Source organism: Niastella soli, from assembly GCF_017742245.1.
Lineage (GTDB): Bacteria > Bacteroidota > Bacteroidia > Chitinophagales > Chitinophagaceae > Niastella > Niastella soli.
Map to the genome: position 1 here is coordinate 222613 of NZ_JAGHKO010000017.1, position 26274 is coordinate 248886.

General features: G+C 44.7%; 16 protein-coding genes. 4 read left to right on the plus strand and 12 right to left on the minus strand.

What is annotated here, in order from left to right:
* The first annotated feature begins 46 nt into the window (after nt 1–46).
* Nucleotides 47–3370 (plus strand): SusC/RagA family TonB-linked outer membrane protein, encoded by a 3324-nt coding sequence (locus J7I42_RS31755; RefSeq protein ID WP_209143936.1) that lies wholly within the window; start codon nt 47–49, stop codon nt 3368–3370.
* An 18-nt stretch (nt 3371–3388) separates the two neighbouring features.
* Complete coding sequence (locus tag J7I42_RS31760; protein WP_209143938.1) at nt 3389–4855, plus strand: SusD/RagB family nutrient-binding outer membrane lipoprotein; 1467 nt, start codon at nt 3389–3391, stop codon at nt 4853–4855.
* 94 nt (nt 4856–4949) lie between these two features.
* Here the strand turns inward: J7I42_RS31760 and J7I42_RS31765 are convergent, their stop codons facing one another.
* From J7I42_RS31765 to J7I42_RS31775, 3 genes are all read right to left on the minus strand, one after another.
* A complete protein-coding gene (locus J7I42_RS31765) occupies nt 4950–5747 on the minus strand; it encodes a hypothetical protein (RefSeq protein WP_209143940.1) in 798 nt (265 codons plus the stop codon).
* 180 nt (nt 5748–5927) lie between these two features.
* Nucleotides 5928–6827 (minus strand): helix-turn-helix domain-containing protein, encoded by a 900-nt coding sequence (locus J7I42_RS31770; RefSeq protein ID WP_209143942.1) that lies wholly within the window; start codon nt 6825–6827, stop codon nt 5928–5930.
* Between the two features lie 85 nt (nt 6828–6912).
* Complete coding sequence (locus J7I42_RS31775) at nt 6913–7683, minus strand: SDR family NAD(P)-dependent oxidoreductase (protein WP_209143944.1); 771 nt, start codon at nt 7681–7683, stop codon at nt 6913–6915.
* A 167-nt stretch (nt 7684–7850) separates the two neighbouring features.
* On the opposite strand from J7I42_RS31775, the gene J7I42_RS31780 reads away from it, so the two are divergent.
* Nucleotides 7851–8312, plus strand: a complete 462-nt coding sequence (locus tag J7I42_RS31780) for a hypothetical protein (protein WP_209143947.1) — start codon at nt 7851–7853, stop codon at nt 8310–8312.
* Nucleotides 8313–8386: 74 nt separating this feature from the next.
* Here J7I42_RS31780 and J7I42_RS31785 read toward each other — a convergent pair whose 3' ends face one another.
* The 8 genes from J7I42_RS31785 to J7I42_RS31820 all read right to left on the minus strand — a co-directional run bounded on the left by J7I42_RS31785 (nt 8387) and on the right by J7I42_RS31820 (nt 23322).
* On the minus strand, nt 8387–10720 hold the full coding sequence (locus tag J7I42_RS31785) for a GH92 family glycosyl hydrolase (protein WP_209143949.1): 2334 nt from the start codon (nt 10718–10720) through the stop codon (nt 8387–8389).
* A gap of 24 nt (nt 10721–10744) precedes the next feature.
* Nucleotides 10745–11620 (minus strand): ROK family protein, encoded by an 876-nt coding sequence (locus J7I42_RS31790; protein WP_209143951.1) that lies wholly within the window; start codon nt 11618–11620, stop codon nt 10745–10747.
* Between the two features lie 16 nt (nt 11621–11636).
* Nucleotides 11637–13061 (minus strand): sugar porter family MFS transporter, encoded by a 1425-nt coding sequence (locus J7I42_RS31795; RefSeq protein WP_209143953.1) that lies wholly within the window; start codon nt 13059–13061, stop codon nt 11637–11639.
* Nucleotides 13062–13085: 24 nt separating this feature from the next.
* The gene (locus tag J7I42_RS31800) at nt 13086–15419 is read right to left on the minus strand and encodes a GH92 family glycosyl hydrolase (protein ID WP_209143955.1); all 2334 of its coding nucleotides are present in this window, start codon (nt 15417–15419) and stop codon (nt 13086–13088) included.
* 13 nt (nt 15420–15432) lie between these two features.
* A complete protein-coding gene (locus tag J7I42_RS31805; RefSeq protein WP_209143957.1) occupies nt 15433–17268 on the minus strand; it encodes a class I mannose-6-phosphate isomerase in 1836 nt (611 codons plus the stop codon).
* Nucleotides 17269–17423: 155 nt separating this feature from the next.
* Entirely contained in the window at nt 17424–18200 is a 777-nt protein-coding gene (locus J7I42_RS31810) for a DUF3823 domain-containing protein (protein WP_209143959.1), read from the minus strand.
* Nucleotides 18201–18211: 11 nt separating this feature from the next.
* Complete coding sequence (locus J7I42_RS31815; RefSeq protein WP_209143961.1) at nt 18212–20134, minus strand: RagB/SusD family nutrient uptake outer membrane protein; 1923 nt, start codon at nt 20132–20134, stop codon at nt 18212–18214.
* An 8-nt stretch (nt 20135–20142) separates the two neighbouring features.
* Nucleotides 20143–23322, minus strand: coding sequence for a SusC/RagA family TonB-linked outer membrane protein (locus J7I42_RS31820; RefSeq protein WP_209143963.1), 3180 nt, complete (start codon nt 23320–23322; stop codon nt 20143–20145).
* Nucleotides 23323–23573: 251 nt separating this feature from the next.
* On the opposite strand from J7I42_RS31820, the gene J7I42_RS31825 reads away from it, so the two are divergent.
* Nucleotides 23574–24308: a GntR family transcriptional regulator gene (locus tag J7I42_RS31825; protein WP_209143965.1), complete on the plus strand. Its 735-nt coding sequence runs from the start codon at nt 23574–23576 to the stop codon at nt 24306–24308.
* A gap of 291 nt (nt 24309–24599) precedes the next feature.
* On the opposite strand, the gene J7I42_RS31830 is transcribed toward J7I42_RS31825, so the two are convergent.
* The gene (locus J7I42_RS31830) at nt 24600–26153 is read right to left on the minus strand and encodes a sulfatase family protein (protein WP_317196276.1); all 1554 of its coding nucleotides are present in this window, start codon (nt 26151–26153) and stop codon (nt 24600–24602) included.
* Nucleotides 26154–26274: the final 121 nt, after the last annotated feature.

Below are 26274 nucleotides of genomic sequence, written 5' to 3' on the forward strand. Positions count from 1 at the left end.
CCTAATGGCTTATTAGATTTTTTATACACCATAAAACTAACCGTGTATGAAAAGTAGTGATACCAACCAAAGCAACTCATCGTCCTTTCTATGTATCATCCTTCTCGTTCTACTCAACATTTCATTTAAAGCAACAGCTAATCCTAACGAATTACCCGGAAAACGATTCATTTCAGTAAGCGGCAAAGTTACTGGTGCAAACGACCAGCAACCGTTGCAGGGCGTTTCTGTAACTATCAAAGGTACCAACACCGGCACGTCGACAGATGCAGAAGGCCTTTATCGTTTCAACAATATAGATGGTAATGCCACCCTTGTATTCAGCTTTGTGGCTTACCAGACTATGGAAGTGCCAATAAAAAACCGCACGGTTATTGACATTTCCTTACAGGTAGAAGCCGGCACACTGATGGAAACAATAGTTACCGCTAACGCCATCCGGCGGGATAAACGCTCGCTGGGTTATTCTGCGCCTGTAGTGAAAAGCGATGAACTGCTTAATGGTCGAAGTAGCAGTCCGTTAAGCGCCTTGCAGGGTAAAGTGGCCGGAGTGAATATTACCAGTATTGGCGGAGCACCCAACAGCTCTACGCGTATTGTATTAAGAGGCGGCTCATCAATAAGTGGTAACAATCAGGCACTCATTGTTGTGGATGGTGTGCCTATTGATAACTCTGACTTCCTGGGTGGAAGTGATTTACGAAGCACTCAAAACAGTGGAGTGGTTGACCCCAGAAGCACCGTGAACTTCGGTAACAGGGGTAACGATATCAATCCAGAAGATATTGAGTCAATAACCGTACTAAAAGGGCCAACAGCAGCAGCCCTGTATGGATCCCGCGCCTCCAATGGCGCCGTTGTTATTACAACGAAGTCAGGAAAAAAGGGCCAGAAAAATGAGGTGAACGTTAGTTCAACCGTTACATTTTCTGATGTCTTAAAAATGCCCAAATTTCAAAATGGGTTTGGACAGGGATATCAAATTGGTTTTGACGCCAATGGCAATAATGAATACTTTAATGATCCTATTGAGAACTGGAGCTGGGGGCCGCCATTTACTGGTGAAACAATAGAATGGGGACAGGAGATCAATGGGGTAAGACAGAAAATGGCTTATTCAGCAGCAGAAGACAATGAAAAAAAATTCTTTGAGCTGGGCAAAGGAATCGCGAACACGGTGTCATTTGCCGGTTCAGGTGAAAAAACAACGTTTTATCTATCTCTTAACACGTTGAATAATGATGGTATAATGCCTGGTAATAAGGATAAATACAACCGGTACAACACCCGGTTCAATGGTACTGCCAACCTGAGTAATAATATTTCAGCCAGTATAAGCGTCAATTACAGCCGTATCAATAGTAACCTGGTACAGGGCGGACAAGGCCCGGGTTCCGTGTATGACAACGTATTGCAAACTCCGCGCAATATTCCCCTCGATAAAATGGGAGACCTGAACAATCCTTACTATGGGTATGGATTTTTGAACGACCGTGGCGAACCCGTTTATGGTTTTTATGCCGCTTATACCGTAAGTCCTTATTATTTACTGGAGAACTACCATAATGAAAATGATGTGGACCGGGTGGTCGGTAATTTTACCATTACCTGGAAGCCGATAAAATGGCTGAACATTGTGGAACGAATAGGTGCCGATGTATATTCAGACCGCAGAAGATTTAAATATCCCAAATTCACCTACTATCCCGCAGATGAAACAACAGGTAATTATGGACGGCAAAATGTGCACTCGGAAGTTGGACAATACCGGGAAAATACTTTCAATGTAAGTGAATTGGTACACGACCTGATGGTCACTGCCAAAAAAGATTTCGGTACTGATTTTACAACAAGCCTGATGATCGGGCACAACCTGCGGCAGAGGACCGCCTCCCTGCTGGATGCAAGCACCAATGAATCATTTGGCCTTATTGTTCCGGGCTGGTATAACCTCGATAACAGCAACGGTCCCCTATATAACTATAATGAGTACAGCCGTCGTCGTTTAATGGGTTTATACGCACAATTAACAGTTGGATGGAAAGACCTGGTCTTCCTCGATCTCACCGCGCGTAATGACTGGAGCTCTACCCTGCCCAAAGGCAACAACTCCTTTTTCTACCCAAGCGCCAGCGCCTCCTTTGTTTTCTCTGAACTGTTGAAAGACGGGAAATTGGGAGAGATCTTAAATTATGGAAAGTTACGGGCGAGTGTGGCCCAGGTAGGTAACGATGCCAATCCATTCCTGTTAAACAACTATTATGCACGCGCTGAAATTGAAGGCAGCTTTGGTAGCACTACCTTTCCTTTTAACGGCGTACCGGGCCTTACACGCTACGGACGTATCGGTAATCCCAATTTGAAACCAGAGATCACCACCGCCTATGAAATTGGCGCGGAGATGAATTTATGGAACAACCGCTTATACGTTGACTTTTCTGTATACAAAAACAGATCAAAGGACCAGATACTCACCATTCCTATTGCTGAATCATCAGGCTTTACCAGTAAAGTGATCAATGGTGGTATTGTGGAAAACAAAGGTATAGAATTAAGTTTGCGCGGAACCCCTATTCGTACTTCCTCAGGCTTTTCGCTTGAATTGTATGGAACCTACACCCATAACAGCAATAAGGTTGTTGACCTGCAACAGGAAGGGGTGACCCAGGTTTCACTGGGCGGATTGGCAGATATGGCGGCAGTAGCGGCTGAAGGAAAACCATATGGAACTTTTTATGGTGTGGACATTCAGCACGATGATCAGGGAAGAGTGATCGTTGATCCTAAAACAGGTATTCCGCTTGAGACAACCGGCGCTATTTATTTTGGTTCCTATAACCCCAAATACGTAGCCTCCGTGGGTGCCAATCTACGGTACAACCAATGGAGCTTCAATATTCTTTTTGATAGAAAAAGCGGTGGGCAATTTGTTTCTCGTACCAAGGATATAATTGACTTTAATGGTACGGCCTGGGAAACAACAGAACATGGGCGTGAACCTTACATCTTCCCCAACTCAGTTTATTACGATGCCACCAATAAACTGGTAGAAAACACAACGGTTAAAATGTTACCACAGGATTACTTCAGCAATCTGCCTTATGGGCGCAATGTGCTCGATGCCTCCTATACTAAATTACGGGAAGTAAGCCTGAGTTATAAAATGAAAAAAAGCGCGCTTAAAAACGGCCCATTTGGCGATGTAACGTTTGGCTTGTTCGGGAACAACCTGTTCCTGTGGGTGCCTTCTGTCAACAAATATGTTGATCCGGAAATTAATTCTGCCGGTGCTACCAATTTGCAGGGTTTCGATTTCACAGCCCAGCCATCCCAGCGGAATTTTGGATTTAACATAAGCGCCAGTTTCTAACTGTTAAAAAGATTAACTATGACAACTCATTATATAAAGAAAAGCTGCATTACACTGTTGCTGCTTACCGCCATCGGTATTGCCGGCTGCAAGAAATATTTAGATACGAATGACAACCCGAATTTATCAACTACTGCATCACCAGATCTGTTGTTACCCGCTGTACAGGCAGCAATAGGGCATGTATTGGGCAATCCCCTTCAAATATACGGCAGCTTTTGGGCGCAATACTGGACTCAAAACCCCAAGTCTTCACAATACAGAAGCATAGATCAATACGCCAGTACCACTACTGATTTTGACCGGGTTTGGCGCATGATGTATTCCGATGCGTTACAGGATATACAGGAAATATTAAACCTTACACAAGGAAAGGAAAGCTTAAACCAGTATACCGCCATAGCCTTATTAATGAAAGCTTATGACATGCAGTTAGCCACCGATGCATTTGGCGATATCCCTTTAACCCAGGCCGCAATACCCAATGTTACCAATCCGTCGTATACTTCACAACAACAGGTTTACGATAGCATTTTTGCGTATACCGACCGTGCCATTGCATTAATTGATGTTAACGCGGAAGTAACTCCTTCAAGCGATGACCTCATCTTTCAGGGTGATATGGAACAATGGCTGCGTTTTGCCAATACTTTTAAATTACGGACGGGCTTACGGTTATCGGCAGTTGCACCACAAATATCAGTACAGATCCTGGCACCTTTAAGCCTGTCTGGTACGCTGTTCCTGGAAACTGATGCCCAGATCAATTACAGTACAATTGGAGGGAATCAAAATCCCCTGTTCTCTGAAATGCTTGGCCTGGGCCGCACACAAAACATGGTGGCCAGTGAAACAGTGGCCAAATTCATGACGCAAAATCATGATCCGCGAGCCGATGTATTTTTTAACCGGTATATCAATTCATCCGGTGTTGATTCCATCATTGGAATCAAACAGGGATCTTACAGAACCAATACCAGCACATACTCATTGCCCTCACCTGTTGTAGGCGCCAATGGACAGAACGACAAATCCGCCAATGCACCAGTTAAATTTATGTCGGCGGCTGAAAGTTATTTTCTTCAGGCAGAGGCAGTGGCACGAGGTTGGCTGATTTCACCACTGTCCGCCCAGGCCTTGTTCACGAAAGGCATTGAGGCGAGTTTTACTTCTTATAATGTGCCTGGCTTATCTACCTACTTAGCCTCAGCACCAGCAGCACAGTGGCCAGCTGGAACACAGGCACAGATCAGGGCCATCATTATACAAAAATGGCTGGCTATGACCGGCAACCAGGGTTTTGAAGCTTTTACAGAATGGCGCCGCACAAATTATCCTGATTTCTTCACCACTTCCGCGGCCAGTACCATAGGGGCAGGCAGAATGCCTGAACGCTTAATATATCCCAACTCGGAAGTAACAAGGAATGCCAACTTCCCGGGTATTGCTTTAATATACATAAAGGTGTGGTGGGATGCGAATTAGAATATATTATAAACTAAAAGAGGTCGTTAAAAAAACAACCTCTTTTAGTTTGTATCCACAACGTTTCTTTTGTCCTCAGACTGGTTGTATTGCCTTATTTCTTCAACTTCCTTTTTAACGAATTAATTTCCTCCTGCTGGCTTTTAACTTGTTTATTCAGGTCGATGATATATAAAGTAAGTTCTTCTACCTTCTTTAATAACAACGTTTGATTTTCGCCAACATCAATGCCATTATTTTGCACTTCAGCAGTTGTTGGAATTTCGGGCAGATGTTGTTGTTGCTGAATATACTGTTCCAGTTCATTCAATGGCCGTAACTGATATTTGGGATCAAATACATAATCTGCCCAACCGGTCATCGTTACAATTACTTTTTGTGCATAGAGCACTCCTTTCACCGCCAGTTTGCCCTGAGGATTGGCTGTTCCAATACCAACGTTGCCGTTTCCCTGAATTGTCATTAATTCGTTAGAGCCTGCTTCATCGCTAAGGAATGAAAAACGGGCAGTTGCATCCGGTAAATGCAATCTGAACTGCCAGGGTTGAACACCAAATCCATATCGGAGTCTCCCTCCCAGACCATCAGAGCCATCCCATAAAGCTAGCTTTGAATTTGCCAGGTTATTACCAAGCGAAAATTGAGTGGAAGGATCAGCTCCATAGGCGCCAATACCAACATTTCCATTAGGTAATATTTTGAAATAATTCGTTCCTCCATTGGCAACATTAAAGAAAAAATTATTGCTCAGGTCTATGGTAGTATTTTCATTTAATGGACCGCCCCAGCGAACAGTATTTAGATCTGGTTTATACAATCCATTATTGAAAGTTTGAGTAAAAGCAACTCCTCCTGCTGCTAAAAACAGGCTCAAGGATAAAATTTTCTTCATTAAATTAGTTTTGATCATGAGATGTAGGACCAAAAATAAAATATTCTTAACCAGTAGAATAACTTTTTGATATATGGGTAGATATCGCCGTTAAGTGTGCATTTTCGGGTGATATCTGTGCAATAAATGGAATGGAGCATATCAAAATTATGATATTTCCTATACTATTTGCAGTTACGATTAATTAGGATGTCTGAACTCCTTTGGTGATTTACCGGTCTTTGATTTAAATAGTTTTGTAAAATGGGAAGGATGCTCGAAGCCAAGATGATATGCTATTTCCGAAATAGCCATTTCACTGCTCCACAACAAAGACTTGGCCTTTTCAATCATTTTTAAATGAATGTGCTCCTGGGTAGATTTACCAGTGTATTTACTAAGCAGGTCAGATAAATAATTTGACGACAGATTCAATCGCGACGAAAAATATTTCACATCCGGTAATCCGGTCTCAATCAATGTGTCCTGTGCAAAATATTCGTTCAACAGCCGTTCAAAATTCTCCAACGTATCATTACTCACTTTAACCCGGGTTAGAAATTGACGCTCATAAAACCGGGTGCAGTAACCAAAGAAGAGTTCCAGGTTGGTCAGCATCAGGTTATAAGTATGGGAATCCATATTCTGTACTATTTCCCGTTGAATGTTATTCAAACATTCTTCCAGGATATTCTTCTCCCCATCGGAAATATGCAGCGCCTCATTCGTATCATAACCAAAAAAGGAAAGACCGGTCAATGCTGCTCCTTTTTTTGAAGCATTCAGGAAATCAGGATGAATGTACAGGGCCCAGCCTTCCCGAACCTCAAAGGAAGGATCGGGTTGTAATGCCTGATGGGGCGCGGTAAATATCAATGACCCCTCTGAAAAATCATACGTGGAACGGCCATATTTAAATTCCCCTTTGAATTTTTTACAGGAAACAGAATACATATTCAGCCGGTAAAAAATATCGCCTTTCTTCCGTTGGCTCCTGTCTACCTTTGCCCAATCAATGATGGTGATCAATGGGTGAGTGGGTTTTTCATACCTATAAAAGGCATGCAATTCCGAAATTGAATGAATATCTACGTATTCCATAACACACAATTAAGAGATCCTTGTTAAATTAAACAAATTTTGGGAAAGGTAGTTTGGCGAAACTGCCTTTCCCTGCCAGCTGCTATTAAAGATGTATACCTCCAGAGGCCTCTATCCGTTGTGCAGTTACCCATTTGGCATCATCAGAACACAGGAATGCGATCACCCCGGCAATATCATCAGGAGTGGCCAATCGTTGCAATGCGGTATTTGATCTTATAGCGTCCTGAACGTGTGGATTGCTTCTGATTAGACCGCCACTGAAATCAGTAGGTACGGGGCCGGGAGCTACTATGTTCACTCGGATGCCACGTCCGCCCAACTCTCTTGCCAAGTACTGGGTCAGTGTTTCCATGGCCGATTTCATGCTGGCATACGTACCACTACCGGGATAGGTGAACCGCGTTAAGCCGGTTGATAAATTTGTAATGCTGCCCCCATCATGGAGTAAAGGCAATAATTTCTGAATGAGAAAAAACACCCCTTTAAAATGGATATTCATCATCTCATCAAACATAGCTTCAGTGGTAGCCACAAAAGAAGGAACTACTAATCCCATGCCTGCATTATTGATCAGAAAATCAAAATGGTCAGTGGCAAATTTGTCTTTCAGCAAAGTGGAAAGCGCTTGTGAAAACGTATCAAAGCTGTGTACCTTACTTACATCCAATTGAAGCGCGGCTGCTTTCCGGCCCAATTTTTCAATTACAGCTACCACTTCTGCTGCTTCGGCAGCCTTTGAATTATAGGTGATAATAACGTTGTTGCCTCTTTGCGCCAGCTTAAGGGCAGTTTCTTTTCCTAAGCCACGGCTACCGCCGGTTACCAGAGCTATTTTGTTTTGTGCTGTTGTCATAACGATTGTTTTTATTTACAACACAAAGTTCGTCAGCTCCCGGCTGGCGTATTTATACATAATACGACAAGAATTATACTTTTCCCGGTTGTTTGCAATTATGAAAGAGGCTTTTTACTTTTGGGAGTTAACCTGTATCGATTCCGTCCATTTTTTAAACTGTAACTATGATTGATTTTGGCTCTGAAGCGTTTATCCAACTCCTGCTATTGGGCATTTTCTTTATTTTAATGGTCCTTTTCGTGTTGACCCAACAAGGGACCTTAGAGTTTATTCGTCCAGAAAACCGCCTGATGCCCCCCAAACAAGTTTGGTTTCAGCTTATTCCGGTTTTAGGTCTTATATGGTCGTTTGTGGTGATCAATAAAATTGCCAATTCAATACTTAGTGAATTGGCCACTACCGCTGGTGATTCTGTGTTTGCCGATGATCCGTTTATGGAAAGTTCGAAACCTACTTATAAATTAGGTATTTCCTATGCAACTTGCTTTTGCTTAAGTCTTTTACCGATCCCATTTTTTAAACTGATCATCATAGTTCTGGGCATTATTCTTTGGTTTGCCTATTGGTATAAATTGATCCAGTATAAATTAAAAATTGCAGAGCGTGCCATGCTGGCACAGAAATAATATATTGAAAGGATATATATTTGAAAGTCCGCTGACCATTTCATGCCAGCGGACTTTTTTTTATCAACTGGTTATTAATAACCATCCACCGCCTTCTCCCCCATGTTCACCAACAGCTTTCCACCTTTTGTTATCTCAGCAAAGGAAATAAACGGCTGATGAAGGGTCTTACCATTCAGTTGCATGGTTTGGATATACGGATGCAGATCGCTGTTATTGGTCGTTTCAATCACAAATTGTTTACCGGGATAATATTTTTGATTAAGGTGAACTGTGATCTTATTAAACAACGGACCGGCGATACCCATTTGTGGATTTGAATCAGTAAGCCCTTTTACGTCAAACAAACCCATAGCCGCAATCACGTACCAGGCGCCCAGTTGTCCCTGGTCTTCATCCTGTCCAAATCCATACCCATGAACGGGTTCAGTTCCATAAAACTTATTACAGATCAGGCGAACCCATTTTTGCGTTAGAGATGGTTTGCCCGAAAAGTTAAACAGCCAGGAAATATGCAAACCGGGCTGGTTACCGTGATTGTACGAACCAGCAATCCCGGCAAAGGCATCAATATTGGCGCCCCCGCCAAAAAGCGCTTTTTCTGAAATAGTGAAGGTGCTGTCGAGGCGGGTGTTAAACGTACTGCTGCCTATTTTCGCTACCAGTGCCCTGGGGTCTTGCGGAACAAAATAAGTGTATTGCAACGCATTACCTTCCTGAAATCCACGCCAGGGCTGGGCTGGATCAAAATGATCGACAAACGAACCATCGGCCAGTTTTGGGCGCACCAGCTTTAATGTGGGATCAAACAATAGCTCCCACCCTTTCGACAGCCGTAAAAAAGTTTTGTGATCGGCAGCTTTGCCCAACCGCTTTGCCCATTGCGCCATAGCATAAGCGCTGAATGCATATTCCAGCGTATGTGAGGCGGAGAACATCCATGTTTCCTCGAATTGGCTGCCTTTATCTAAATGGTTTACATATCCGTATTTTATAAAACTATCTACATCCAGTTTACCGGCACCGCGCGGCCGGTCATATCCTTCCAGTTCATTCTTTCTGGCAGCAGCATAGGCTTCCTGTATATTGAAATCTTTTATCCCGGCCATGAAGGCGCCGGCAAATACAATACTTACCATATTGGTGCCTACGCCCGATACAAAACGGCTATTGGCAATACCATCTGCCAGCCAGCCAGCATCTTTATAGATCAACAGCTGACTTTTAATGAAGTCGGAATAGTATTCCGGATAGGCCAATGCCCACAATTGAGTTAAGTTCCAATAAGCACCCCATACCGCATCGGTGTTATAATGATTATGGACCGGAATACCATTTTTGTCCAGCGGGATCTGTCCTACCGTGCCATTATTCTTTGGGTAAGCACCATTCACATCGCTGGCTAACCCTCTTCCTAATAAAGCATGATACAAGCCTGTATAAAATTTTACCGTATTATCGTGATTGCTGGTGTCTATCTGTATCCTGCCCAGGTATTGCTCCCAGGTATCATGCGCCTGTTGCTTTGCTTCATCAAACGATAACCTGGCAGCCTCCTGTTGCAGATTGAACCGTGCATTCTCGATAGAGGTATAAGATAACCCCGCTTTAATAGTAATGGCTTCCTGTTCCCTGGTGGCAAAGGTGAGATACAAACCGGCGCCATTACCGGTAATTTCTTTTTTACCTGCTGTTATATCGGTACCATTGAATACCCCAAATGATTCCGGCTTTTTGTCTAACACCGCAGAGAAATACATAGTTATCACAGCACCGGGCTGGTATTTCTGTACATATACCGGTAACGTGGTAACAAAACCTTCCACGCGGCCATCGGGCAGTAAATACACTTTGGCATCTTTTACCGGCCCGCTCTCCCCTTGTCTATTGCCAATGTCGAATAATATGTGTGAGGCCGCGCTTTGTGGGAAAGTGTAGCGATGAAAAGCTACCCTTTTGGTGGAAGTCAATTCAGCTTTTATATTATAATCTTTCAATAGCACCCCATAATATCCGGCTGTTGCGATCTCCTCTTTTTTATCAAAACGCGATCGGTAACCATCATCCGGGTTGTCCAGTTTCCCCGGCGTTGTTTGCAGTTTACCGGTGATGGGTGCAAATACAATACCTCCTACCTGAAATTCGTGAAAATTTGGAAACCCTTCTATAGATTGATGCCGGGTATCGTAACCGGTAGCTTCCCAGCCATTTGCATTTCCATAAGACCCATTGGTAGCGGGTGCAGGTTTTGCCATCCCAAAGGGAACAGCACCCGGCGTATAATGAAACCATCGGCAATGTGCCGTACCAATATTGGGATCAACAAATTGAGTAAGATGGGCCGCATTCTGTGCTTTACAGTTAACGGCCACTAACAAGGCAATAAAGGCAAGCAATTCTTTTTTCAAAATAGGTATTTTTTGAGTGGATCTTTAGAGAACACCAGGTTGCAGGCAAAAGCTTCCGGCACCTAAAACTGCTGACAGTTCACCCAGGATCGATGTAGTGATGTAAACGTCTGCATGACGACTTTCCAATTCAGCCAACAAGGCATTTTTAAACAGCGGGTACGATTGCGCGATATTTCCGCCAATAACGACGGCCCGGGCATTAGTACTATCTATAAACCGGTTCAAAAAGGAAGCGAGGTTTTTGCCAAACTCGGCAAACAGCCCTTTTATCAGGCTGTTCGACATGGCCTGTGCAGCCAGTTGCCGAACTCCATCGGCCTGGTTGCCCGTAATGGCCGTATATTGTTTTACAAACCAACGGGTGCTTAGATAGTCTTCTGCTATTCCATCCCGAAAAGGAATATTCCACCAGTCAGCGCTTCTGGCTGCGCCGTTTTCATAAATGGCCGTTCCCAACCCGGTACCCAGCGTAACACTCACGGCAGGTTGGTAACCGCTTATACTGCCACTAAATACTTCACCCTGTAAAAAACAGGCAGCATCGTTGTTCAGATAAATATCATTGATCGAAATCCCCAAGGCTGACGCCAGTAATTCTTTTACATTCAATCCATATAACAATGGATATTTGTTTTGCTCATTGATGAGGCAAATGCCGGTTGTATAATCAAAGGGACCGGGCATTGCCAGACAAACTTTCCCGAATTGCCGATGTTGCATGGCCTGTTTAATGCACAGCGCCCAGGTACGAATTATTTCCGATGCGGAGTCCAATGAATTCACTGACGATCGCGCCAGGGAAGAAGTGATCAATTGTTTATTGGTTAAATCAACCTGCGCTGCGGTGATATGCGATCCGCCGATATCTGCCCCTATAACTATGGATGAGTTTGTCATCTTTTGTAAACATTGTTTAATGACCAACGTGTGTAACAAACAGGTCTTCCTGCGGTTGGTCCTTCCAGTCTTTTTCAATTTGCTCCAGCGATCTGCCTTTTGTTTCAGGCAACAATTTATATACGGTAAAAAAGGCGATCAAACAGAACCCCGCAAATAGCCAGAACGTAAAAGCAGCGCCAACGCTTTTTAACAGCATGGGTGTTAACTGGCCCACAATAGTATCGGCAACCCACATGACCATTATACTTATGGCCATGGCACGCCCCCGAATAATGCCTGGAAATATTTCTGATGCTACTACAAATTTCAATGGTCCTATAGAAAAAGCAAAGGAGGCCAGGAATGCCAGTACACAAACCAACAACAACCACCCGGTTGTAACACCGGTAAAAAAGCAAATACCGGTCAAAATCAAACTGATGGTGGCACCTGCTGTACCCGCCAGGTACAAAGGCCGCCGGCCCAGGCTATCCACTTTCCAGATAGCAAGTAAAGTAAACAACATATTAGCACCTCCAAAGATGATCTGACTTAACAGGGAATTGCTAAGCGAAACACCGGCCTTGTTCAGGATGCTGGGGCCATAATAAATGATGGCATTGATACCACTGAACTGGGAGAAGAGCGGCAACAGCATTCCAATGATCAACGCTTTGCGCCAATGCGGTTCCAGCAAGGTACGATACGTGATCCTTTTATCCTGCAGCTGTAACTGTTGCCCTTGTTGCAAACTGGCCTGGGCATCTATGACACTATGAATACGCTGAAGTATAATAGTGGCTTCCTGGATACGTTGTTGTTGTATTAACCAGCGCGGACTTTCCGGCACCATCCACAAGCCGATAAAGAATAATACGGCTGGTACCACTCCAACGGCAAACATGCCCCGCCATACTTCACTTACCAGCAACCTATGCAGCCAATCCGTGGCTTCATTGCCATGTGCTATTCCATAATTCAACAATGCCGAATTGGTTAAATATGCCGCCAGAATGCCCAGGGTTAAAGCAAATTGGTAATAAGTGACCAACCTACCCCTAATACGACTGGGAGCTATTTCCGAAATATACAACGGCACTACATTGCTTGCCAGCCCAATACCCACACCACCCATCATACGTGCCACAATAATACCCGACAGCGAAGGCAACAGGGAACACCCAAGCGCCGACAATAAGAATAAAAGTGCGGCCAGCATCAATGGGTTCTTTCTTCCCAGGCGATCACTTAACTCACCGGAAATGGCTACCCCAATAATACACCCTACCAATGCAGCCGATACAAACCAGCCTTCCATTGCAGGAGACAGCGAAAACTGCGTTTTCAATAAGGGCAGAACACCCGATACCACCGCCATATCAAATCCAAATAAAAATCCGCCCAGCGATACCACCCCTGTTATCAGAAAAAGATAAACCGCTTTATTATTAGTTAGCATATCAGGTGCTTTTCTTGAATTGAATTATTTTTTTGACTTTTTGGAAGTAACCGGCATCGACATAGACGGTGGTGCATCGCCTGATTTACTGCCCCAGTTCACATTGGGTTCAGGGCCCATTTCGAGCACCAGTGAGCCGCCATCTACCAATTCTGCATGATAGAACCAGGGTTTGTTCAATGGCTTTCCATCCAATAAAGCCGATTGAATATACCGGTTCTTCTCCGACACATGGTGCGCTTCTATGGTAAAGGTCTTACCTGAATAGTAGGCTGGGTTCAATGTAATGGTTACCTTTTCAAAGATCGGACTGCCTATTTCATAAAATGGTTTTACGGAAGTACCTCCTTCTGTTTCGAATAACCCCATAGCCGCCATTACATACCACGCGCCCATTTGTCCTTCATCTTCATCACCCAGCCAGCCATGTAGTGGGGTTGAACCATAATAGCGGTCCATGATCTCGCGTGTATAGTTTTGCGTAAGCCAAGGTTTACCGGAGTAGTTGAATAACCAGGCGGCCTGCATGTTTGGCTGATTGCCATGATTAATGGGCACCCGGTCGTACAGATCACCTTCGGCATTAAAATTAAACCGGGTCGATTTCTTAAACCCTTCTTCGAGGCGGTTATTGAATTCCTCTTTTCCCATCAGATTCAAGATCCCCTGCACATCATGCGGATTAAAGAAACTGTATTGCCAGGCGTTTCCTTCCAAATAACCAGGACCGCTGAATGAGGTACAACAATAGGGGTTCCACTCTTTCACCCACGAACCATCGCGGTGTTTCATGCGAATATATTTGGTGGCAGTATCAAACACATTTTTATAATTCCCTGCGCGCTTAATGAATTGTTCGTATTCATTTTTCTTCCCAAGGGCTTTGGCCATTTGCGATACACACCAATCGTCGTATGCATATTCAAGCGTATTGGAAACCTGACCTTCTTCAGTAGGCACATACCCCAGTTTCATGTATGCCTCAAAAAATTTGTTACCGGCAAAACCACCTTCGGGCGTTACTACACCTGGAGTTGTTTGCTGATGCAACATGGCCCTGAAAGCGTTTTCTGCATCAAAATTTCGGATGCCCTTTTGATAAGCGCCTACAATAAGTGGAATTTCATGCGAGGCTTCCATAATACCTGAATACTCTATACCTGCCGGCCCTTTTGGTAACCAGCCGCCTGTATTATAAATTTCCAGTAATGAATTCACCCAGTTGTTTGTCAGATCAGGATTCACCAGCGCCCACAATTGGTTCAGGTTCCAGAATGTATTCCACAAAGCATCGCTGCCATAAATGGGGGAATCTGGTTTTGTTTGCTGTACCTTTTCATTCACATCCACATACTTGCCATTCACATCACTCCAGGTGGTGCGCGCCACATAGGAGCGGTATAAGTTGGAGTAGAACTTCTTTTTATCCGTTTCGGTTCCACCTTGTACCTGTATCTTGCTTAACAGGTTGTTCCATACCTTATGAGCATTGTCCTTTACCGCATCAAAATTCCAGTTAAACGGATTCATTTCTGTGTCCAGGTTTAGACGGGCCTGCTCAATACTTACCAGTGAAATGGCTGTTTGCATCAACAACACTTCATTTTTTGCCGTTTTGAAATTGGCAAAAGCACCCATACGCCCTTTACCTGCCACCTCGTTTACATCTTTTATATTTTGATTGCCCTTCCAACCACCAAAGCTTTCAATGGGTTTGTTAAAGCGAACTACAAAATGTACAATGTATTCATTCCAACTCCATTTTTGTTTTGAATAGCCTTCAATTTCTTTATCGTTTACTTTTGTGATCTTTGCATCCAGGATCTCAGCAGTATTCTCAAAAGGAATATCCAGGTCGAGTAGAATATGCAGGTCTTCTTCTTCCGGAATGGTAAACCGGAAAAATCCGGCGCGGGTAGTACTGGTAAGTTCGGTAGTAATATCACCATTCATAAGCTTTACGCCATAATAACCCGGACTGGCTTTTTCTGTTTCTTTATAGATCCTTGAGCGGTAACCGGTAGTCCAGCCAGTAGTGGGACCATCTGTAGGCCCCCTGCGCGTATTCAATGCCCCAACCGTAGGCATAACCGATAAACCGGCCATTGTCCAGGAATGAATATGACTAAAACCACCAATATTGTTTAAGGTATATTCGTATCCGGATTTCCAAACGCCGCCCTGGTTATCGGGCGCTAACTGCACCATCCCAAAGGGCATGGTGGCGCCCGGATTTAACATCCAGCGCGATTCAGAAGTCCCCAGTAACGGATCAGCATACTCAACCGGTTCTTTCTGTTGAGCCATTACGCCAAAAACGTAACTACTCATAATGATAAACAATAACATTTTTTTCATATAATGCCTGCTATTATTTTAGTTCAGTGATATTTTCCTTACAAAATGCTATTACCACTTTTGCAATGCCCGTACTATTATTGATGAGGGTATATTGGGTTGCCGCAGCTGGGATAACAAAAGTTTCAGCATAGTTAAACGCAATAAGATCCCCACCAGCCGTTTCAACCGAAATAGAACTGCCCTCTACCAGCATCAGGATATGACAGGTATTATTGGTTTGTATTGTATAACGGGTTACAAACTCGATCCGGTGCACATCATAAAAATGCGCCGGATGAGTGGGGCAATGTACCAATTGCCAGTCATTCCCCTGCTCAACCACCATTTGTTTGGAGATCAATTCTTCTTTAACCTTTTCTCCCCTTCTTTCAAAATTCAGGTTATTGAACGCGTGTTCTATATTGATGGCCCTTGGTTCACCGTTAAGGTCTAACCGCAACCAGTCGTACATTTTAAAAGTAAATATATAAGGCGTGGCACTTATTTCAAGAACCAGGTTGTTTACACCGGCGCTGTGTACCGTTCCGTTTGGAATTAAAAACAGCTCGTGTTTCCGGGCAGCATGTGACAACACATAGTCATTAATAGCTATTTCCTGTTTACTGGCCTTACTGTTTTCCAACACCTGCCGGAATGCTGCTGGGTCAATGTTTTCCTGGAAACCCAGGAACACCTGTGCGTCTTCCTTACAATCGAGAATATAATAGGTTTCGTCCTGAGTGATAGTCTCACCAAAATTTTCCCGGATATATTGTAATGTAGGATGGCATTGTATGGAGAGGTTCCCTCCCTCCCAGGTGTCCAGAAAATCGAAGCGTATCGGGAATTCATATCCGAACAAACCAGCATGTTTGCCAAGTATATTATTATTTTCCTGATACATTAAACAATCGAAAGATACTTCCAGCAAATTGCCATTGCTTTCAAAGACCAGCCCATTTTCAGGAACGATCAGTTCAAAGGACCAGGCATAGTTCACTTCCTCTTTATCCAACTCCTTTATATGCGCTTTCATCCATTGACCACCCCAGGCGCCGGCTTCAAACCAGGGCCGCACGCGAAATACGTTCTTACTTATTGCCGACAACCCTTCCCGCAGGGAATCGGCCAGCATCCAGTTCAACGATTCTTTCCATTGCCCGTCGGCTATCACAGAAATGTTTGGCAGTAAGTTCTTTTTATATTCATTAAGCACTACCCAATCCACAAAATAAAGCCGTTTGTACATGTTTGAAGAACGGGTCACCTTTTTGTTGCCCAGATTAGTAATACTGCCTGCACGCATGCGGTACTGTATTTCATTCTTTGGCAGATCAAGGTACACAACCGGGGCATCCCAGGAAATCAGAGCGGCACCGGTACCATATACAATAGTGCAATCGGCATCAGGTTTGGATTGCAGCGACAGCAGCTCGTTCATATTGAAAAAATCACTCAGCTTGAAGTTACATTTGGTCCCCCACACCGAGTCTTCTATGCCCAGGAACGGCGCTACCATCTCATCTATCACTTCTTCTTTTTTCATACAGGTGCTTACATCGATCCAATGCACGTTCATTCCGTTTGCCTGTAATGCTGTTTGCAGACACTGTTTTACTTCCTTCCAGAAAATTCCCCCGTAGCCATCGATTATGATCTGTTGATGCCCTGTCATCCATTTCGCCAATGAGTGGTAGCCATCAAAAATTTTATCAGCTCCCAATGTATGAAACGGGTACATGTTATATTCTCTACTGGCGGTTGCAGGGACCTGTATCTGTTGTGGCAATAATGGCTGCGAACTTACCCGCCGTTTATTACCTATGTCTTTTTCTTTATCTACCATATTCTCCGAAGTCTCGTACATACTATACAGATTTTAATGCTGCTTATTGAATCTTAATGTTGTTATTGAAATGCTGATGGGCCGCCTACGCTAAAGCTTCGGCGGGCAAGGTAATAAGGCCGGACATCCTAATTTACGCTGTTCTGTTCTATTTGAGATCAATGCCCACACCTATATTAAGGGATGGATATTTTTTTTACATCGGTATAATTGAACGGCTTGCCCAGGTTCGGGAACGTAGTTCTTGCAGCTACCCGCAAATACCAATCCCGTTTGCCAGGTAAGACACCACCCGTAGTTGTGAAGGTTAATGTTTGACCTAATAAATTATTACCGGCCGTGCCGCTGTAGCTAACACGGTTGGAATAACGGGGATCATAACTGTTGGCACTCTGCCCTACATAAGGATAGTTATTTACATACAAATTAATATCCGTTACATTCAACTGGTAATTGGGATCAGTAGTACCACGCGTAACTATAAATTTTACAGTCACCGTTCCATTGGCATTTAAAACAGGTTCCCCTACCCATTCTATCCGCAAAAAGGGTTCTACCGTAAAGTCAACTTCGGTTACACCACCCTGAATATCTATTTCCTTGCTCTTATCAACGGAGTTGGGGCCGGTTTGAACCAACGGCACAAAGGCACCATCGGCCGAAATTTTATAGTGGCCGGCAAAGATCTTGGTATTGTTATACGTACCATCCTGCATGGCGGCCAGGTATAAAGGGGTTGGATTATCGCTCCAGCTTAATTCCAGCAATTGAATGCGCGTACCGGTGCCATTTTCGCCCGATACTTCGCTGGGAACGTTTTTACCTGTTCCGGCATCGATGATCCTGCCCTGTAATGTTTGATTGGGCGCCGCATAATTATCTAATTTTTTTGAGCAAGCACCTGCTGACAGCAGTGCCGCGCCAAGGATAATATAATGAGCTATCTTTTTCATAATTAATAGAATTAAAAGCCAGGATTTTGAACGAGGTTAGGGCTTTTGGTGATCGCTGACTGTGGTATTTGCATATAGTACCACCGGGTGTCGAAGGTGAAGCGTACGTTTCTTTCATCGGTACGGGCATCAAAAAAGTATTTGCCGGCATCCGATGAATAGAAAGGCATCAACACCTTGTATAATGTTCCATTTTGCTCCTGATCTAATATGCGCCATCTTCTCAGGTCCCAGTAGATCTTGTTTTCAAAAGCCAGCTCTTTTCTTCTTTCTCTTCTAATGGTATCAACACTGGTGAGGGTAGCGGCCGGTGTGGCGCCCGCCCGGGTCCTTATAAGATTAAGATTTGTCAATGCAGTGGACAGATAGGTGGCGCCTTGTCCGGCAGCACTTAATTCAAACCCTGATTCGGCTGCATTCAGCAATACTTCGGCATACCGGATCTCGAGCCAGCTTTGCTCTGAGCGGTTGGTCACTACTTGCGAAGTTGGTTTATCGGGTACCAGGTATTTACGCACAGAGAAACCAGTGATACTTCCACCTGTACCATTAGCTGCCAGGTTGGTAAAGATGCCACTGGCGCCGGCAGGATTCATTTTGGTCCCGTTAGGTAATGTATAGGGCGTTTGTAATACAGCCGCTGAGCTTACTACAGTTGAAGCTGGATAAGCAGAAGTTGAACCTGCAGGTAATATACGACTGATGCCACCTGTGGCCCTGCCAGTATATATGCCCCGACGCATTTCAATGCTTTGCCCTTTAAACACATCCCCAGGCAGGACCACCGTTGCCCTTAATCTTGGTTCTGCATTCACAAACGCATCCATGGTGTTATCATACAAAAGATATTTACCATTGGCATCCAGGGTTTGAAAAGTGCCATCTGCATTTCTGGGCAGGCCTTCAAACATCTCCACAAAATTGAGCGTCGGATTTGTTTCTGAAGAATAGTTCCCACCTGGTCCTTCCAATTGTTTGGGCACGCTCAGGGCGTCATACCCATGCACCGCATCGGGGTATTTATATTGACGAATAAAAATATTCTCAGGACTGGTTACATCCAGGAACAGATTAACGTAATTCTGGTAAATGGCGGTTCTGTCGCCTGCGGCAAAACTCTTGGTATATAAACTGTATTTGCCATTTAGTAAAGCTGCCGCATCAAAGCTGGCTTTAAAATAGGTGTTTGCCTTAGTAGCCGGTATGCCACACAGGCGCTCGCTACCCGTTGTGAGATTGATAGTATTGTATTTGGCAATGGTCCCTGCAAATAACATAGCCCGCGATTTAAAAGCAGCTGCCGCATATTTATTTACTCTGCCTGCCTGGTTGCTTTCGGGCAAGTTAGTGTAAGCAAAATCCAGGTCCTGTGCAATCAGGTCGTACACTTTTTCTTCTGCTGAACGGGGAATCTTTAATTCATCGATAGTAGCAGTTAGTTCATCAACGGTTTGGTTTGACTTCGTCAATACTTTATCAACAAGGGGTACGCCGCCATAGCGTTTAACCAATGCGAAATAAGTAACGGCCCTGATAAACCGGGCTTCACCCGTCCAGCTATTCACTTGTGCCGCACTGAAATTATTGGCATAACCGGGCAATGTTTCCATAAAGTAATTGGCTTCCCGGATCAGGGCATATGCATCGCCCCAGTAATTGAAACTTTCAACTACATTACCCATATCCCGGCTCAATGCTTCGCCGGTAATACCGCTAAAGGAACCAACAACAAATGCGTTAAAACTTATGGTGGGCGAGTATTTGAAATCTTCAATCGGCAATCGGCTGTACATCCGTGCAAAGTACGCGGTAACCCCAGCCTCGCTTGTAAATACATCTTTATCAGGCAGCACGTTCATGGGAGGTACATTCAGCTTTTCACAAGCTGCCAGTATCCCCAAAAATGATAATACAATATATAATAGCTTTTTCATGGTGATAATTATAATTGAATATTTAAGCCGAAGGTGAGTTTAATATCAAGTGGGTATAAGTAACCAAACTGACTGGAAGGATGTTCCGGATCGAGGTAACGGAGTTTGGTGATGGTAACCGGGTTATACCCATTGGCATATACTCTCAGGCCTTTTATCCCTGCCTTGTTCAACAATCGTTGTGGCAGGGTATAGCCTAATTCAACTGTCTTTAACCGTAAGTAAGCCGCACTGGATGCATTGGCCAGTGTATTAGTATAAGGTACCGTTCCGGTATAGGCAAAATGACCGGGCACCCATACTGTATTGGGATCGTATGGATCTGCCGTTGGATCGAGCGGATGCCATCTGTCCATAAATTGCTCAAGCGCGCCGCCACCCGCCCAAAGTGGTGTATTCAATTGTTCAAAGTAGGATACGTAAACTTTACCAGCACCATTCCAGGTCATGCTAAGGTCAAAGCCTTTATATTGCGCGCCAATAGTAAAGCCATAAGTAATAGTAGGCATTCCTGCAGTGGTGATGGGTTGATTGTCCTGCGTGCTGATCTGCCCATCACCATTCCAGTCCTGGTACATATAATCACCAACAACTGTAGATCTGGGCACATAAAACGGACTGTTCACTATAGCATCATACGATCCAAACTGGCCATCGGCCCCATACCCCCAATAGAGATTGTTCCAACGGTAAGCGGTAAAATTGCTGTTGTTCCAGTTCAGGTACGAATTGCCAGCCCGGGCAGATGCACGGGTAGTATTCATGGTCCTTGTGTACCCCAACGTACCCTTAACCAAATAATTCAGCTTGCCAAGATGATTCTCATGGTTCACTTCCAGATCAAACCCCTCTGTACGATCGCCATTCAGGTTTTCCTGTGGTAAGCCTACACCTACCACATCGGGCAGGGTCAGTGCCTGCGTGGCCAGTAAACCGGAACGGTTGCGGCGGAACACATCGAATGTCAGGCCCAGTAAACCGCGCCAGGCTTGCACATCAACCCCCACATTCAGCATTTTGGCTGTATACCAGGAAATATTGGGATTGGCCAGGCCTTTGCTTTGTACCGCACTTACGAAGGTGCCATCAAACACTGCACCGGCCGGAGTGCCAGTACTACTGCCACTGGCCGGATAATTATAACCTGCAAAAAACTGATAGGTGGAGGTGTTCTCATCACCGGTAAGTCCATACGAACCACGCAACTTGAAGTTATTGATGAAGGAAAGCGCCCGGATGTTCTTAAAGAATTTTTCTTCCGAAATACGCCAGGCAACAAAACCTGCAGGGAAAAAACCCCATTGTTTGTTTACTGCAAACTTCGAGGACCCGTCTTCCCTGAACGTGAATTCTGCAAAGTATTTACCCCGGAAATCATAAGCCAGACGACCTACGTAAGAGGCATTGATGTATTTGTAAAATATGTTCGATGAAGTATTGGTCTGCTGGTTCAGGCTGTTACCCGCCAATAACTGGTCAACTGCCAGCGACAGTTCCCGTTGTCCATAAAAATTGTCAGCACTCTTGATATTCCTTTCATATAATAACAACGCCGACATGTTGTGATCGCCAAACAGGTGATTATAATTTACAGAAGCCTGCAACAGGCTGCCGGGGAACTGGGAAATGTCTCTTCTGATCGTAGCGGGTGTTTGCTGTGGTACCGGTTCATAGGTATTATTGGTGGCATTGTAGTTGTACAGGTTGTACGCCTTCATATATGCTTTATTGCCGCTGTCTCTGAAGTCATAGCTGTATAATCCTTTAAATGTTAATCCTTTTATACCCGGCACTTCATAGGTTAAGCTAACCGATGATTGAAACCATTTATTTTTTTGTTTGTAGTAGCCATTCACATCCGAACGGGAATGCGCAACGCCGTTCAGGTTGCTGGGCACATTGTTGAAATAATCCGGATTATTATTGGCATAGATATTCTGCACCGGTGGCTGGTACCAAAGACTGCGAAAAACATACCAGGGTGAAATGTAAGGTTGGTTCTTTTCATCAAGGATGCCAGAGATGTCTACATCGAAAGTCAACCGCCTGGCAATTTTTGTGCTCAGGTTCGAGCGCATGTTATACCGCTTATAGTTTACGTCATCGCTTTTAAAAATGGCATCCTGTGAAAGATAACCAAGGCTTACAAAATAAGTGGTGTTGTCGGTTCCCCCCGATACGCTGATGTCGTGCTGGGTAAAGGGAGCAGCTTTACGAATGATAGCATCCTGCCAGTTGGCCGCTACTTTTGTGCCATTTCGATAGGCTTCAAAATCGGCTTCGGTATACAAGGGCGTACCGCCATTTACAGTATGCATCCGTTGCTCATTTACCAGGGTCATATAATCGAAAATACCAACTGGTTTGGGCAACCGCGATGCGAACTGGAGGCCATACACCCCATTATAATTCAGGCTCAGCTTGCCCTTCTTCCCTTTTTTAGTGGTGATCAGTACCACGCCATTGGCCGCCCGCACCCCATAAATAGCCGCAGAAGCATCTTTCAAAATGGAAACGCTTTCAATATCTGCCGGGTTCAGACGTGTTATGTTGGTCCGCGGAACACCATCTATGACAACAAGCGGCGTACCGAGGCCTCTTATATCGAATGTATTGTCAAAACTTCCAGGTTCACTGCTGTTTTGTACCACACGCAAACCAGCCACTTTACCAGTAAGCATGTTTTGGATATTCTCGTTTTTTGTAGTGACCACTTCCCTACCGGTAACGGCGGCTACCGCACCGGTAAGTGTGGCTTTTTTCCTGGCGCCATAACCAATCACCACCACATCATCAAGCGATATAGCGCTGGCAGTGAGCGACATTTGCACTATTCCGTCATTCCGTATCAGGTATTCCCTGCCGGTATACCCGGTCATGGAGAATACAAGCGTTTGTCCTTTTTTTGCGGCAATAGAGAATTGTCCTGATGAATCAGTGGCAGTTCCGCGTTTTGTTTCTTTTACTACCACCGATACATTTGCCAAAGGATCGCCCTGACTGTTGGAGATCACCCCATGGATAGTGTTTTCAGTTTGTGCAGCTGCCGGTTGAAGGTGGCCAATCCCAAGAACCAACAGCAAATAAAAAAAAGAAGTAAACCGCTTACCCGGTTCACCTCCTCCCCTGTTACGCCCGAAGCCATTGTTTCTTTTTGGAGCCGCAGCGCAATTTGTTGAGTAATTCATAAGCGAGAGCTGGTTGAATAAGATTATAGAATTTGGTTACATACAACATGCTGAATAAGCAGCTTTAACAGGGTGCGTGCAGGTGGAAGATCTGCTGATCGATCTATCGTTTATTGCGTGGGTTAACAGGCTGAGGCGGTAACAATTGCAGATCCTATCCATCTCAAATATATGTACATACATTTAAACATACTACTATTGACGTGATATTTTTTTATTTTTGTTAGTATCAGCTCAGAAAATCATCCAGCATGAAGCTTCGAATCGATCACAAAAGCCATGTGCCATTACACTTGCAAGCCGAGGAATTGTTGCGGAATATCATCAGGGACCCTCAGTATGCCGAGGGCAAGTTTCTGCCCAATGAGGTAGACCTGGCCAAAGAACTGGCCATTAGCCGTACCACCTTACGCCAGGCCCTGAACAAGCTGGTATATGAAGGTTTGTTGATACGTAAAAAAGGCATTGGCACCAAGGTGGCTGAAGCATCGGTAAGTTCCAAATCGAAGAACTGGCTGAGCTTCTCCCAGGAAATGCAGGCCCGCGGCATTCCCATCAAAAATTTCGAACTGCATGTTACCTGGGTGTATCCTGATGAAGCGGTGGCCAATTTTTTTGAGATCGGTACAGACAAAAAAGTGCTGAAGCTGGAAAGGCTGAGAGGCCGCCCTGAAGGCCCTTTCGTATATTTTGTATCGTTCTTTCATCCCCGGGTTGGCCTAACCGGTGAGGAAGATTTCAAGCGGCCCCTGTATGAAATCCTGGAGAAAGATCACCTGGTAGTAGCTAATTTATCGAAGGAGGAGATCAGTGCCAAAGCAGCTGGCAAGTTTATAGCGGGCAAACTGGAAGTGGAACCCGGCAGCCCCATCCTGTTCCGCAAACGCTTTGTATACGACCAGGGCGACAGGCCTATTGAGTATAACCTGGGGTATTATAAGGCGGATAGCTTTGTATATACAATTGAATCCCGGAGAGATAGTTGATAAGGGTAATAAGGGTGGAAGTTGATCAGTTGATGAGAAGTTGATAGAGGTTGATATGGTTGACAGGATTTACAGGGAACCAGGTCAATTCCTTTGCAAGCATCATAATGAACAGACCCCGACGAATCGGGGCAGGCTCTAACAGGTCGCTTAATTGATTAAAACACGACCTGTCAGGATCGCTTAAATCCACTGATTGTTCAACACCCGACGGCGAATCTTACAGGTCGTCCCCCGTACTGGCGCTCCGACGAGTCGGAGTGCCCTAGTTACCGACTGCCCATATGCGACTCACCAATTTACCTCATCTTTATAAAACTTCTGCAGGCTGCGCAACCGCTCCTTCAGCGCTTTAACCGCTTTCAGATACCTGGGATCGTTATACAGGTTATTGATTTCCAGCTTATCTTTCTTCAGGTCATAGAGTTCCCAGGCATCGATGGGGTCATAAAAATGTATCAGTTTATACCGCCCGGTGTAAATACCATAATGACGTGTGAGCCCAAATGATAATTCATAATAGTGATAATAAATTTCGTTGCGCCAGTTGGGTGTTTTGCCCTTTTCCAGCAACGGCCGCATAGAAGCGCCCTGCATATCGGCGGGGATGGCAATACCGGCATAATCCAGTAAAGTAGGCGCTATGTCGAGATTCAGCGTAAATTGACTGACCTGCTGTTTGGGCCTGATTTTCGCCGGATAGCGCACCACCATGGGCGACCGAAACGACTCATTATACATGAACCGTTTGTCGTACAACCCATGTTCACCCAAATAAAATCCCTGATCGGAAGTATAGATCACTATGGTGTTTTCGGATAGTCCATGCTCATCGAGGTACTGCAACACCCTGCCCACATTATCATCAACCGATAAAACACAACGCAAATAATCTTCCAGATACCGTTGAAACTGGAATTTGACCAGCGCGGCCGGATCGTGAATGTTTTTAAACTGCTCATATTCCAACGCATATGCGGAATCCCATTGCCGGCGCTCCGCCGGGGTTAACCGTTCAATTTCGCGTTGCCATTCAGCCGGGGCCCAACTGTTTATTGTGGTTACGGCACAGGTGTCGCAGGGGATCTTGGTATCGTACCGGAGATCGAGGTCATGCGCCACCGAAATTTGTTGCCGTTGCAAGGCAGGCCTGTTCTTATAGCTATCGTTAAAGGTTGCCGGAAGGGGGAATTTCACCTCATCGAATTGGTGCAGGTATTTCAATGGCGGCATACAATTGCGATGCGGCGCTTTGTGGTGCAGCATCAGAAAGAAGGGCTGGCCCCTGTTCGAATCGATCCATTGTAACGCCAGGTCGGTAATAATATCGGTCACATAGCCTTTGTAGCATGTATCCTTCCCCATCTTTATAAAAGGCGGATTGTAATAATGTCCCTGTGCCGGCAAGATATTCCAGTAATCAAAACCGGTGGGCTCGCTCCATAAATGCCATTTACCTACAATAGCTGTACGATAACCATTTTCTTTCAGGATCTTAGGCAGGGTTTGTTGCGCGCCGTTAAAATAAGTGCCATTATCGCGCAGTCCGTTGATGTGGGAATACTTACCCGTTAAGATCACCGCCCGGCTGGGACTGCAAACCGAATTGGTCACAAACCCATTGCTCATGAGCGCACCTTCCCGGGCAATTCTGTCTATGTTAGGGGTTTTAATCAGTGTAGAACCATACGCGCTGATGGCCTGGTATGCATGGTCATCGGCCATTATGAATATGATATTGGGCGGCCTGGCAGGAAATTGCCGGGTATATCCCATTTCCCATGTCTGGCAAAGCAATACAGACAAAACAAAACCAGGCAACAGCCGAATCGGGTTCGTCTTCATATGGCTAATATTAAATCTGTCCCAAAAATAAGGAACTTTGTACATACATATAAAATCGAGGTTCCTTGTCATCCAGGCATTAAAAAAGGTCGCTTAAAAGCGACCTTTGTATTGAAAGTTG